This is a genomic window from Marivirga atlantica, assembly GCF_016734805.1.
Classification (GTDB): Bacteria; Bacteroidota; Bacteroidia; order Cytophagales; family Cyclobacteriaceae; genus Marivirga; species Marivirga atlantica.
Window position 1 is genome coordinate 316,950 of sequence record NZ_JAERQG010000001.1, and the last position, 14,399, is coordinate 331,348.

A 14,399-nucleotide genomic window follows, 5' to 3' on the forward strand; every position below is an offset into this window, starting at 1 on the left:
AATCAAAATACAAAAGTATGATTCAATTTATCTTTTAAGATTGATTTTCGATGGAAAGATCAAATCATTTGAGTCGTATGGTATAACCTTTCCGGCGCATTCATCATAAATCAGTGTTTTGGTACTTGTCTTAGCTATGTAAAATTTATCTGTATCATTTTCCTCCATAAGTAAGACTTCTTTATCCTTAAACATAATTTCAAAAGTTTCTCTATTGGAAACAGCTCCTTCAAAATCTGCTAATGCTAAGAAGAATGCGTAAATCATCAATAAAACTATATTTAAATAGATTAAATTCTTGTTGTAAAAAATAACCAGGATTGATAGTGTAAATGAAACGCTAAAAAGTATTACCGTAAAAAAATAGGGGTGTAGGAACATAATATTTTTTAATAGGAAGGAACCTATTAGCGCAATCCATAACGACTTCAAAAAAAGCAAATTCAGTAAATCTCTTTTTGTTTCTGGCTTTGAAAGCTTTATTCTAAAAACCATTAACAGGGGTATCGACATAATAAAAACAGCGATGATTAATGGAATTATTTCCAACCCCTTGATAAACATTAAGAATGGAGGATCCTGAATGACGAAGATACGTTCAGCTGACAAATTTGTATAATTAAAAAAGGACAGGTAGTAACTTAATCCGATCAGTGATATCGTTACCCCATAGTAAATGTAATTATGTTTATAGCCGCCTTTGTAATTAAAATCAGATTCTAACCATTTTGCCAACTGACTGTTCAGTCTGCTTATTTTTAATAAAGAGGGCTTTATGCGGTTTAAATAAAGAATTACAGATGGGTTTTGCCGTTGACTCTGATTGTTGAAATATAGAAATAAAAAAAGCCTTCTACAAGAAGGCTATCTATATTAGTAGGCCATATTATTAAAAATAATGGCTCTTTGAATTCAACTCGGTGCCTTGCCACTTGGCTACTTGCACTTCTATATTTAATCCATTGAGTGCAAGGAGAGAATCGAACTCTCGATCTCCGAGGTTTATCTTAAATTCTCTAATACCCTATTTGCGTTTAGGTGGTTTTAGAGATGGAGTATTTCCAGGGGTATTTTTATTATCTCTTTGACGCCTATCAGGCTTTCCTGTGGAAATCGCAATTCTTTTTGGTCCAGTTTTTAATCCCATGTTCAGTAATTTAGGTTCATTCAATTAAACGTGCATTGAAATATTAAAGTTCATATATTAAACTATAATTTCAGCCAATATGAAAAAGCTATTAATCCTCCTAAGCATTGTTTTTATTTCTCAATCTTTAATTGCTCAGAAAAAGAGATTAAAGAATCCTCAATCAACCACTCTATTTCATTTAAATGATTCTTTATTTTCTCCAAGGTTTGGGGTTGTTGTTAAACAAGATTTAGCATCAACTTCTGATATTTACACCTGTTATTGGTCACCGTCCTTTCGCACACGTGATCTTTATCAATGCTGAAATAGCATAATTTAACTCAAAACTCCCACTAACCTATCCGCGAATCTCTCAATATATTTTTGAGCTGAATTTCCATCGAATTCAATGGTTTGTGTTAAGGACTTAGTTCTTCTAGGGTGTCTAATAAGTCTATAATCAGCATACAACTCCAAAGTATCTTGTGGCCAGGTTCCATGGTCTTGAGCGAGTTCTGAGAAGATAAGATCAAATAGCTCTTGCGTCTTCTTACTACGTAGATTAGTCATCAACAAAGTAGATATAAAACGATTATCTGAGCTATCCACTTCAATAATATAGATTGGATTTTTTAATTGAAGTTGCACCATAACCCCTTTTCGCTTATGGCTTCCTATAAATTGAAAGGCGTTTTCATCTTTAAATTCATGCACCTTATATTGAAAGTTAAGTGAAAGACGACTAGTTAAGAACTCAACAACTTTTGTGAAAAACACCAGGCCTGGTGCTATATCAGCCTGATCAAACTTATTAGATTCATAATCCCTGTTTAATGCTAAGAAGGAATCCCCTTGTTTATCATTATCTTGATTTAAGCTAAGTTCACCGTTTTCAAATCGCCTAATGGCAAAAGGATTAGATTTATCATCATTTGATTGTTCTTCATTTTTAGACCTGTTTTTTTGAATCTTTACTTCTTTGTCGAATTCATATTCTAAAAATAGTGCTTGCACTTCTTCATATTTGTCATTTGATTCCCTGTCGCTTTCTTTGTTATCTTTTGATATGGGCACCTTAAAGGATTGTTTTCCTTTTTCATCTTCTCCTTCTTCCTCTTTAGTATTAGTTCTCTTTTTTCTACTTCTTAAATCTGGATGATTAATAGTTACGTATTCAGCAGGAAAAGGAATCTTGTTTTGAATTGCGCCTATATAATGCACCAATTTAATGTTGCTCTCATTCAAATTTTTGCATGTAAATTTTAGATTGAGAGTATTAAAAAAGGGATTGCCATTCTCAAAATTTGAAGTACCACTTATTAATTGACTTTGAATGCTTTTCCAAAAACCTCTAATAGTCGGTTCATAAAGTACTAAAATAATCTTTTCAATCATTTTAAAAGGAAGAAGGCTTTTAGGGAAAGATCTATTTAGATCTAAGGTAAGCTCAGTACCTTTTCTAGTCTTCCTTACACCCCCATAGTCATTATCGATAAAGCTCTCTATGGCATCATATTGGAACAATAATTTCAATGATCTATTATCCAAGCCAAGAAAAGATCTAAAGAGCTCATAGCATGGAAATGCATAAGTAGAGCCCGCCTCAGTTAACAAATAATACTTTGCATTTTGTAGCGCCTCAGCAGTCGGACTGAAAAATTGACTAATGGAAGGTAAGTCTTCTAAGGAACAAAATGTACCATCATTAAAATTTTCAAAGATCTGAACCTCAGTACTCGCCTTGTCAGTGATCACCTTTATTGTATTATCTTCCTGGTATTCAGGACCAATGGCGAGTTTAGGTATTTGTGTTATCGGAAATATCTTTTCTCCAACCTCTTTTGTATTTGTGTCTACAATATGACACCTTACAAAGAAGTTGCCGTATTGATTAAAACATTCTGATACTGCATAAATTTGAAAAGCCATTCTAACCAGATATTGCCACTTTTTGATAAGTTAATCTTTGAAGAATCTCCTCTGCTAGTATCTCTATATCTTTTGAAATGTACTCCTTCCTGATTCCAGCTTCCCTGTATAAACGCCACTTTGGTGGCACATAATAACCTCTAGAGTATGAATCCGAAACCTGCAAAAGTCTTCTTTTTCTATATTCTAGGGGAGACTCAGCTTTCTTCTTGATAAAAGACATACAAGCAGGTAAGCGTGCTTTATTTTTTAAAAAGGTGGATTCATGGCCTGATAGTCGTATCAGCACGTTATCGCTAATTCTATTTTTAAACCCCTTTTTATTAAGCTTTCTCAATCCTTTTATGATGTTGAATAACCATTCTTGATCCCGTTTCTTCCAATCTATTGGCTTTCTATTATTTCTTTTGGATATAGGATATTTTTGGTTTATAATCCACTCTTTATTTACCTTATATAAATAAATGAATAGGGCAGGATTCAAAGACCTTAATTGTGAAATTGACATAGTCGGGTTGTCACCTTTAAGCTTACTCCATTTTTCCTTTTTTAGCCTCAGTGTATCATTTTGCTCAAGTGTATTATTATGAATGTTTTTTGCCTGACATAATATGGTCTTGGAATCGCAATTTAGTTTTCTTGCTATAGCTCTAATAGGCAATTTCTTATTCATTAGAATAATCAATTCATCTATCCATAATTGACCAAACTCTTTAACCCTTCTATTTATTTTGGCCTTTTCCTTATTATAGCTTTCTGTATAAATAAATCCACATTCACACTTTATGTAAGCAATCTCTCTTGCTGTCTTAGCGTCAATACCGTAATTAATTTTGGTCGTATTGCTTGTTCCATGATCAGGACATACCGGGTTTCTGCATGGCTTTCTTAATTCTGAAGCATAATGTGACTGTATAGTCCTCTTATGATGTATAAATTCAAGCAACAAAACATGTCTTATCGGGTGAATTGACTTTCTTACTTTCCGAACCACCTGTTTAAGCCAACAGGAATTACTATGTCTGCTCACTTCACTTTGAAGTGCCTTTAAAGTATTTGCTCCATAAAAGGTTGTAAAGTCAACATACAATTTTTCTAAATCAACACACTTTTTCCCTTTGATGTAGCCTACTTCTTTAATTGCTTTATTATAAAAATAAGGGTCATTGGTGAAGCTTCTTAATAGTTTGCTTTCGCCTTCACATAGGCTGACAACTTTTCTTGAAATGGCTAACAACCGTTTATTACTGTTACTAACTATCGTACCATTAATAGATAAAGAGTCAGGCTCTATAAACTTATGCTTATTGTATCTATAATCAAATTTATCATTTGAGGTTAAATAGATATTATGCTTTATGCATATATCAATTGCTGTAATTTGATGAAACCTTCGGAGAAAGGGTTCTCTCTTCAGATCATAATCTTCTCTGAGACATTTAACGCAATATCTTGGTCCTGTGATAGCCTTTATTTTTCCTGCATTTAAACCAAGCCTTGTATGTATATCTCCGGAGCTAGTTTTCATGGAGTCCAGAACCAGATTTTTCTTTCTCACAGATAAAAAAGGATGGTATAATGGATATAGGGTATGATTATTAATAATTCCCGGAAGATTCTCATTGTAGATAATCCTTGAATTAATTAGTTTATTCAGTCCACTTGGAAAATCAAGTGTTGAAGAAATTTTGTCCGTGTCGAAAATATTTAACAACAACTGTTTTGGTCCAGTTGTGCCATACCTTGAGATAAATCTAGCAATTATACTATAAAGAACTTCGTCCTTATATGGCCTAATAACGTTATACACTACTTCATTAATAGGTTTGAGTTTTTAAGATCAAATAGAACACCAATTTGATCTAAATTATGTTTTAGTTTAAGCTCATCAGAGTCATAACATAATCTTAGATCACCTTCCGTAAAGACAGGCTTTCCTTTAGCATCTAATTTTGAATTTTCAAGTATATCACGGCTATCAGGTTTTGACTCTGTTTCATTAAAAGATTTTAGGATTAAAACAGTGATTTCACTATCTGATTTTTCTGGATTGATTTCTAAAAAGGATTTAATTGTATCTCCTAGATGCGTAAGATCGGGATTTATTTTAAGCAACTCGTTTTGTATGTTTATACATCTGTCATCCAATGAAATATTTGAAACACCTCCATATTGAGTATCTATTAGATCAGTAAATTTATTCGCACCATACTTTCTTGGATTCCTAATTTCCTCAATTGCAGTATCTTCTAACCAGAACTTCGAACGTTTTACTTTATTAAGAATGGAGTAAGAAATACATGATTTATTAGTCTCGAATGCTTCTCGTTGCGCGCCTACAAACAGCCTAATTGCTATATCAATTAAGCCTTGACTAACAGCGTAAAAATAATTGCTAGCAGACTCATCATAGGGCATCAGCTCGTCTGTATACTGATATTTGAAAAGTGAATAAATAAATAACTCCCAATCTTCTCCTTTTGCTAACCGATTCCATTTTGTTGCTCCCTCTCCAGACCATCTTCGCATCAATGTGTAGTTCGACTCTATAAGTGTTGTAATTTCAGGAGTACCTGTAATAATTATAGGTATGTTTAGGGTATTGTTGAGCTTAGTAAAAAAAGTTAAAAGATCATCCTTATTAGCCCTGGGTGAATTAATTAAGTTTTGAATTTCATCCACAAAGATTATCCCTATTTGGTGTGAGATAGTTAACTTAGCCATTGCGTTGACCAGTTCATATATACCCGTTCTATTTCCTTTAAAATAAGTTTTTAAATAGTTCGTGTGAAGGTATTTGTCTAGATACTCTAAAAAATCTACGCAAAGTTCTTTAATAGAGGAGCCTTTGGGACATTCTAACTTAACAAAAGGAATCTGTACGAAGGGTTCAAGTCCTTTAAGATCATGTTTTATTCCAAAAGGGTATAAACCAATAATTTTATTAATAATCGTTGATTTTCCAATTCCAGAAGGACCAATGAACAGACTTCCCAATGAATTAGTCGTTAAGCTTAACTCTTCTTCAAAATTCAATAAATCCTTGTAACTTTTTTTGATACGCTGTGTCGGATTATTTGAAAAAGGATTTCTTTTCACATAGCCTGCAAGAAAACTATTTACTATACTTCTATAGAGGGCGTAATGGTTTTCATTAGGAACAAAAAACCTTTGTCTTAATCCTATTAATAAGGTCTCTCTTTCTTGTGCTGAAAGCTTCAAAGCATTTTTCCGAGATAGAGGTCTATTTTTTACTAGCGCCTGGTTAAAAATTTCAAAACTATATCCAACTCCAATAGCTTCAATTAAAGGGTTGCCTTTAAAATCAGGGTTTAACAATTCTTCATACTCAGCTTCTACAATATGTCTATTCATCTTCCATTAATCTTCTAAAAAAATCCGACTTACTATTATTTGGCTTTGGATCGATTTTTTCTTCGTGTCTTGAATTGATGGAAATTACCTTTGTTTCCTTTTTAGGCTTTGACTCATTCGTATATGAAGGATTTTCAATTTGTGATCTTTTCTCTGTTTTTAAAATCTCTTTTTCTTTAGCCTTGTTTTTTCTTATGCTTTTTGATTTTAGATTCTTAGACCTTTTCTTTTTAGGCTGTTGATTTTTGGCATTTTCAATTATATTTTTCGTGAATATGGCTGTATTGATGTTAGCTGTTCTATTTGTTTCCCTTTGCTCATAAGATCTATATTTTTCATCTTCAATATGTGCTTCTCTTTCCCATAAACTTAAAGAAACTAAAGAAGGGTTTTTTGAGACGCTTAATCTAGCTGTAATAATCTCGTTCTCTAATTTAATGTAAACCTCATCTAGTATATGAGGATTGTAATAAGCTTCAAAATAAATTCTTTTGTCTTGGGTACGAATCATTTCGTTCTCTAAAGAACAACCTCTTGGCAGGTTATACCAACCATTCTTAAATCTAAACCCATCCTTTGTTAAAGCCCCTTTCTCGATCGGAAGAAATCTAACCTTTAGCTGATCTAGATTAATCATTCTCATTATTCCTGATCTATTTTCAATACCCCAATTATATAAAGTTTTAGGTACTGCCTGTATCTTGGCTTTTATCATGTCTGCATCTTTGGGGTATTTATCTTGAAGTTTTGTATTGTTATAATCTATTATCGATCTAATTATTATAGCATAGTATTCCTTCAATGTTAAACATGCGTCAAGTCTAGCATCCCTGACACCTCTTTGCCTATGGTTAGTTGACTTTATACCGAAATGAGATTCAGCACCTCTTAACTTTGCATGTAGTTCATTAAAATGATTTTCAACTATACCTTTTAGATCCGCTCTATAGGACGGTGTATTTTCTATACTTATTCCTAAATCCCTAATTATGTTGTTAGACTTATTCTTTAGTAACTCTGCTCTATCTGCTACCACAGCATTTGGTAAACCGTACATATTCCATTCTTCCGGATAAAAGAAAAAGTTAGTTACATCTTCCAAACCCGCCTCCTTTATAACTAATTCCTTTTGAACAATTGAATTGTATAATGCCTGAGCTGCAGTGTAGAAGGAAGGCTCATCTAAAGTAACTAAAACACCTACAATCGCATGGCTAAATACATCTGAAACAAAATACAAAGTAGGTGATCCAATTGGAATACTTCTATCTATTTGACTTACTAATTCAATATCTGCTGTAGTAGAATCAATTTGCCATAATGAGCCTGGACCAATAGTATTTATTTTTGACGATTCGGAGGTTGTTCTCATATCCTTGTCAAAAATCTTATCACCTTTTTTCGCTCGAAGCCGGTTTTCTATCTTGAACTTTAGCTCTCCAGTACGTCTAAACTGCATAAGGCTTGGAACATTTTCAAAATTGCCCTTTAAAGATTCAGGATATATAACAGCTAAGAAGTTTTCGTAGGCTGTATTCAATGATGCCTGTTCAACATCTAAATAAAATTTTTTGTATCCATTCTCAATTACTCTTCGATTTCCTTCATTGATTGTGAAATTATTTTGTACTGAGTATTTATTTCTTCTACCTAATTTGTTTTTAGGATTATCAACTCTTTTACCTCTTGCTCCTGAGTTAATTAATTCTGGTAGCAACCCGAGTCTGTTTTTCCCCTTTTTGAAGTATTTTAATATTATTCGTCTTACCGATTGTCTTGAGAATTTCGTAGAATTAGAAATTTCAGAGCATTTTTGATTGAAGATCTTATTTACGAAAATTAATGGCTCACATCCTTCGATTAAATCTATAACTTCACAATATTTCTTCCATTTCTCTAAGCTTGCCGGTTTATAGTCTGATGGATCAGCGTAAATTAGATTATCCTCAATAATAGTGATTTGAGAATTACTAATTTCATCTAGAAGAGACTCATAACTGATGGCTTCAGGGAGTTTATTTTCATCATTAATATTAATCCAGAACACTTGATCAATATCTTTTGAAATATATAGAATTCTATAATGCGAATTACTATGCTGCCAAATCTGATTCACTAATAGAGGTTGCATAATCTACATTAAACTTAAGGTTTGTCAATAATTTATTTTCATCCGTAATGAGTATATTCAAATCAGTTGTAATAAGTCTTCTAGCTATTAAAATTTTGATTAACCTGAGCGAGGTCCCAGGAGAATACGCAAAGAATTTATCTGATTCTCTCAATAGATAATTCAAACATTCCATATTCTGATGCTCAGCTTTCTGATTGAGAAAAGCATATACATTCTGAAAATAGGTTAGTTCATAGTTATTATTTTGGCAGGAGGCATGCAAATCCTTGTATGCTAATCTTTCCTTCCGACTTGGTAGATTTTTATCAGTAATTATTTTAAATTCTATCCCTTTTCGCTTCCAATACCTTCTTTCTAACTCAAATAACTCTAGTTTTCTTGGTTTATCACTAAGTTCCTTCAGGTATTTAAAGGTGTAGGCTATTTGCGTTCCTGACTTATATATTACAAAAAAGTCAGTCGTTAAAATATGAGGATCACTATTTTTTGTTGATGGGTAACTAATACCCATCTCTTCTGCAATATTTCTTGCTAATTCATAGTCTAATAATGGAAATTGTTCTCGAATCTCTTCTACCTCAGGGCTTAAGTCAAATATATAAAATATCTCGGCCTCTTTATTACTATGAAAATGATGCTCCCTTTTATGCTTCAACCCTAAAGATCTAACACTATTCCCTCTCCCGGAAAACTCTCCAACTTTGATCCAAGGGATATATTCAACCCCCTGGCCATAGCCTCTTTTTTGTTTTATTTTTGATTTATATGAAGGACCTTTCATTTATTATAGCCTGAATCGGCAATATAAAGACGTTCATATAAATCTTCAATTCAGCTCTGTACAAATTCATTAAACTTTGTAATATTTTTGGTAGATTAGACCATTAAACTATATAATAATTCAACCAAGTTAAATTTGGAGCAGATCTTAAAACCTAGAAAAGCACTCAATAAGGCATTCTTAAAAGTTAAGCCCTATCGAGAATCTATAGAAATATTTAAGACCAACCTTATTCAGCTCATTGATAGAACCAATGACACTGAATCAGAGGAGTTTCATAAAAACCTGGTCATAGACTTCCTGAAGAAGACCTACTATGATCCTGACCATTTTATCAATACAAAAGGGAGAAATGACCTGGTGATCCATACTGGTAATCAAGCCAAAACAAATGTGGGGGTTATTATAGAGGCTAAAAAGCCTACTAATAAGGCAGAAATGCTCTCTACTAAGCAACTTAATACCAAGGCTCTACAAGAGCTCGTGCTTTATTACCTCCGTGAGCGTGTTAAACAAGAGAATAAAGAACTCAAACACCTGATTGCTACCAATATCAATGAATGGTTTATTTTCGATGCACAGCTGTTTGAAAAGCTATTCTATAACAATAAATCATTGCTCAAAGAATTCAATGATTTTGAAGCAGGCCGCCTAAGTGGCAAAACGACTGATTTCTTTTACAAAGAAATTGCACAACCGGTCATAGAAAAGAATTTAGATCAATTTAGCTATACCTATTTTGACCTCAGCCAATATGAAAAGCCATTAAGAAATGAAAATAAAAAGGATGATAATAAGCTTATTGTCCTTTTCAAACTTCTTTCACCGGAGCATTTACTAAAACTACCTTTCGCTAATGATAGTAATTCACTGGATAAGAAATTCTACGCAGAGCTTTTACATATAATAGGTCTATCTGAAGCTAAACAAGGTGGTAAAAAAGTAATAGAACGTAAAAAAGATGGTGAACGAGATGAAGGGTCTTTGCTTGAAAATGCCATTACACAATTAGAGGCTCACGACAAAATTTATCGATTAGAGAAGCCTAGTCGGTATGGAGCCACCAATGAAGAAAGACTTTTTAATGTTGGACTGGAGCTTGTCATTAGTTGGGTGAATAGAATTCTATTTCTCAAGCTTATGGAAGCACAACTGATTAACTATCATAAAGGAGATCAGGATTATGCCTTTCTTAACTTCAAGAAGATTAATAACTATGATGACCTCGATAGTTTATTCTTTCAGGTTCTAGCTAAGAAATTCGAAGACCGAAAAGCGTCTACTCAGGAGAAATTCAGTAAAGTCCCCTATTTGAACAGTTCACTATTTGAGGCAAGTGATTTGGAACACAATGCCCTATTCGTTAGTAACCTAAGAGATGAACTTACTTTACCCGTCCTTTCAAGTACCGTTTTAAAGGACCAACAAGGAAAGAAACTTAAAGGAGAACTCAATACATTACAATACTTATTCGCATTCCTTGAAGCCTATGATTTTAGCAGTGAAGGTGCTGAAGAAATTCAGGAGGAAAATAAAACCTTGATAAACGCTTCTGTACTCGGTTTGATCTTTGAAAAGATAAATGGCTATAAGGATGGATCGTTCTTTACACCTGGCTTCATTACTATGTACATGTGTCGCGAAACTATTAGGCGAGCCGTAGTACAAAAGTTTAATGAAGTAAAAGGCTGGGAATGCCAGGAATTTGACGAGCTCTATGACAAGATAGAAGACCGAAGCGAAGCAAATGAGATCATCAATAGTTTGAAGATTTGTGACCCTGCTGTAGGATCCGGACACTTCTTGGTTTCGGCATTAAATGAGATGATCGCCATTAAAAATGACTTGAAAATTCTTCAAGACAGAAATGGTAAAAGGCTTAAGGAATATCAATTTGAGATAGAGAATGACGAATTAGTCATCACCGATGATGATGGAGATTTGTTCGAATACAGTATCAATAACAAAGAAAGTCAGAGAGTTCAAGAGACATTATTTCATGAAAAGCAAAATATTATTGAGAACTGTCTATTTGGAGTAGATATCAACCCCAACTCAGTAAAGATCTGTCGACTGCGTCTTTGGATTGAGCTCCTAAAAAACGCCTATTACAAAAATGAAACTGAGCTTGAAACGCTACCCAATATTGATATCAATATCAAATGCGGGAATTCTTTGATCAGTAGATTTGATTTAGATGCTGATATTAAGAAGGCTTTAAAAAGTAGCAAATGGAGTATTGATAGTTATAAACTTGCCGTTGACAGTTATAGAAACGCTCAAAGCAAAGAAGAGAAGCGTGAAATGGAAAGGCTTATTTCGGATATCAAAAGTGACTTCAGGTCCGAAATAAGTAAAAATGACCCTAAGATTAAACGAAAAGCTAAGCTTGGTGGAGAGCTATATAATTTAACCCAGCAACAAGGACTTTTCGAAGTTTCAAAAGCTGAAGAAAAGAAGCGCAAAAAAGAAATAGCTAAAATTGAACAACAGCTAGATAAACTTGAAACTGAAATAGCAGAGATCAAGGACAACAAAATTTATGAAAATGCATTTGAGTGGCGTTTTGAGTTTCCTGAAGTGCTTGACAACAATGGCAATTTTAAAGGTTTTGATATAATTATTGGTAACCCTCCTTATATAAGGCAAGAAGAATTATCAGACATCAAGCAATATTTAGGCTCAAACTTCCTCACCTTCGCAGGAACAGCCGATCTGTATGTGTATTTTGTAGAATTGGGTTTAAATCTTTTAAAGGATGGGGGCGATTTTACTTACATCATTCCTAATAAATGGATGCGTGCAGGATATGGACAAAAGCTGAGATCATTTGTGAAATCATTTCAAATTGAAGAGTTACTTGACTTTGGAGATTTGCCTGTTTTCGAAGAAGCCACAACTTATCCGCTTATTATTTCATTAAAGAAATCCAAACCAAATTCAGAGTTTCAAGCTGTCAATTTCACCTCCTTAGATTTTGATGTGTCTATGAAATCCTATATCAATCAAAATAAAATAAACGTGTTAATCAAAGAGCTAGCAGATCAGGGATGGACTTTAACTGATAGTAAAGTCCAAAAGCTACTCATAAAACTCCGTACTAAGGGAAAACCATTAGGAAAGTATGTTGAGGGAAAGATATTCCGGGGAGTTTTAACAGGTCTTAATGAAGCCTTTGTCATCAATAAAGAAATAAAGGATCGACTTATTTCTGAAGACCCTTCCAGCAAGGATGTGATAAAGCCTTTTTTGTCGGGAAGGGACATAAAGCGGTATCGAAAGCCAGAAATTAAAAATTATATAATTCTATTTAAAAATGGCGATACCAAAAAGTGGTTTGGAGATCTTTCTGAAGCAGATGCAATTAAAAAAATGAATAGTAAATATCCCGCTATTATGAGTTGGCTTGATCAATTTAAAGAAAGAGCCATAGCCAGATATGATAAAGGTCAATATTGGTGGGAATTAAGAGCATGTGATTATTATGAAGAGTTCGAAAAGGAAAAGATCGCTTGGCCTGAAACTTCAATGGATAATCAATTTACCATTGTTGAACAGGGTAATTATTTAAACAAAACAGCATTTATTATACCACTAAGTGACAAATCGCTTTTGGGACAACTCAATTCCAGTGTAGCCAAATTCTTTTTTGATTCAATAGTGTCAAAAATGAGGGGTGGCTATTTCTCTATGTCAAAAGCATATGTTGAGACATTTCCAGTAATAGAAAAAGCCATTGAAGAGATAGATCAAAGAGTTGTTGAAATTCTCACTATAAAAAGAAATGATCCCAAAATCAACACTATTGATTTAGTGAGGGAAATAGACCAGCTAGTTTATAAGATGTATGAGTTGACAGAGGATGAAATAAAAATTGTGGAAGGCACTTTAATAAACTAATTATGGATGGTGGATATTATGCTATTAAAGGATTTGAATTTCAATTTGATAAAACATTAATTGAAGCGTTAGATTCTACTGACGAGAATGCAGTTTTATCACTTGAACAAATACAGGATATAAATAATAGCGATTTTGTAATGCAAATAAAATACAAAGAAGCTACGAAGTTTACTCCTTCAGTAATACGAAACCCAATCATTCAATTAATAGAAGAATATCAAAAGGATAAGTCAAAAAGATACATTTTATACTGCCATTTTTCCGATAAGAATAAGTATTCTGAAAAAATAGATTTAAAACATCTAAATACTATTCTAGGGAAAGAACAAGGAAGATTTACTAATAATGATAAGAATGACTTTTTGAGTGCTTTTGAGCTAAGATTTTCTGAAACATTTCAGGCTCAATTTGAGACGTCATTGAATAAACTTCAATTATTAAGCTTTGTAAATTCTAAAGATGATGCTATTTATTTTTATTCGATATTAATTGATTATCTAAGGAAAAAAGTTGTTAAAAATGCTCCCCAAAATCTAATAGGAAGGCAAGTAACAAAAAAAGAGCTGATAGATTACCTAAATAAGGGTCGAAAAATCATCTTCCTTAATTCCTACAAAGAGTATAGAGGAGAACAGGAATATTTTAGATTTTTGAAATCAAGGTTTAAAAAGCCAGTTAAAAATCAAAATACAATAGTTTATTTAGGCAAAATAGAAGAAACGGATATTTGCAATCTTCCCTCGTTTATATTTCAATTAATCGAAAAACATTATCATAAGGCAAATCACGATATTAAGCCTCTCACATTTGTAATACCTTTTTCAAAAGTAGAGAATGTTAAAAAATATTTGATACAACAAAATTGTCCATATAATGATGGTTATGAAACTATTTTATTTAATCAAAAACACTTTGAATCTTCAGCTATCATTAATAAAAAAATTTTAGGTAAGAAAACAACAAATAGTCTATCGAAAACATCATTTAAAGCACGAATTATATCAAATGAAACTTTTGATAATCTCAGTAAATTAGGTATACCAGTTTCATGGATTTTTATTGAAAGTAAAGTACATCACTTATTATGTGATTCTAATTATCAAGTAATCAGTAGATTAAATACAGAACAGATTTTAAAACTTTTTTAG

Annotated in this window: 8 protein-coding genes; 2 read left to right on the forward strand and 6 right to left on the reverse strand. The window is 32.8% G+C overall.

The features are described from left to right. Nucleotides 1–27 precede the first annotated feature (27 nt). The 6 genes from JKP34_RS01480 to JKP34_RS01505 form a co-directional block, all read right to left on the reverse strand. Nucleotides 28–735 (reverse strand): hypothetical protein, encoded by a 708-nt coding sequence (locus JKP34_RS01480; protein WP_201916977.1) that lies wholly within the window; start codon nucleotides 733–735, stop codon nucleotides 28–30. A gap of 730 nt (nucleotides 736–1,465) precedes the next feature. Beyond that, entirely contained in the window at nucleotides 1,466–3,058 is a 1,593-nt protein-coding gene (locus JKP34_RS01485; RefSeq protein WP_201916980.1) for a Tn7-like element transposition protein TnsE, read from the reverse strand. 1 nt (nucleotide 3,059) lies between these two features. After that, nucleotides 3,060–4,868, reverse strand: coding sequence for a TnsD family Tn7-like transposition protein (locus tag JKP34_RS01490; RefSeq protein ID WP_201916982.1), 1,809 nt, complete (start codon nucleotides 4,866–4,868; stop codon nucleotides 3,060–3,062). After that, complete coding sequence (locus tag JKP34_RS01495) at nucleotides 4,868–6,433, reverse strand: TniB family NTP-binding protein (RefSeq protein ID WP_201916984.1); 1,566 nt, start codon at nucleotides 6,431–6,433, stop codon at nucleotides 4,868–4,870. The genes JKP34_RS01490 and JKP34_RS01495 overlap by 1 nt, the downstream gene beginning before the upstream one ends. Beyond that, on the reverse strand, nucleotides 6,426–8,564 hold the full coding sequence (locus tag JKP34_RS01500) for a DDE-type integrase/transposase/recombinase (RefSeq protein ID WP_201916986.1): 2,139 nt from the start codon (nucleotides 8,562–8,564) through the stop codon (nucleotides 6,426–6,428). Before JKP34_RS01500 ends, JKP34_RS01495 begins: the two co-directional genes overlap by 8 nt. Next, the gene (locus JKP34_RS01505; protein WP_201916988.1) at nucleotides 8,527–9,348 is read right to left on the reverse strand and encodes a TnsA endonuclease N-terminal domain-containing protein; all 822 of its coding nucleotides are present in this window, start codon (nucleotides 9,346–9,348) and stop codon (nucleotides 8,527–8,529) included. The genes JKP34_RS01500 and JKP34_RS01505 overlap by 38 nt, the downstream gene beginning before the upstream one ends. Nucleotides 9,349–9,483: 135 nt before the next feature. Between JKP34_RS01505 and JKP34_RS01510 the strand changes: the two genes are divergently transcribed. Both JKP34_RS01510 and JKP34_RS01515 read left to right on the forward strand, forming a co-directional pair. After that, the gene (locus tag JKP34_RS01510; protein WP_201916990.1) at nucleotides 9,484–13,248 is read left to right on the forward strand and encodes a class I SAM-dependent DNA methyltransferase; all 3,765 of its coding nucleotides are present in this window, start codon (nucleotides 9,484–9,486) and stop codon (nucleotides 13,246–13,248) included. Between the two features lie 2 nt (nucleotides 13,249–13,250). Further along, complete coding sequence (locus JKP34_RS01515) at nucleotides 13,251–14,399, forward strand: hypothetical protein (RefSeq protein ID WP_201916992.1); 1,149 nt, start codon at nucleotides 13,251–13,253, stop codon at nucleotides 14,397–14,399.

Excerpts from the sequence above, each read along its gene's own strand:
- JKP34_RS01485 (WP_201916980.1), bottom strand. The coding sequence starts at position 3,058 with ATGGCTTTTCAAATTTATGCAGTATCAGAATGTTTTAATCAATACGGC.
- JKP34_RS01495 (WP_201916984.1), bottom strand. The coding sequence starts at position 6,433 with ATGAATAGACATATTGTAGAAGCTGAGTATGAAGAATTGTTAAACCCT.
- JKP34_RS01500 (WP_201916986.1), bottom strand. The coding sequence starts at position 8,564 with ATGCAACCTCTATTAGTGAATCAGATTTGGCAGCATAGTAATTCGCAT.
- JKP34_RS01505 (WP_201916988.1), bottom strand. The coding sequence starts at position 9,348 with ATGAAAGGTCCTTCATATAAATCAAAAATAAAACAAAAAAGAGGCTAT.
- JKP34_RS01515 (WP_201916992.1), top strand. The coding sequence starts at position 13,251 with ATGGATGGTGGATATTATGCTATTAAAGGATTTGAATTTCAATTTGAT.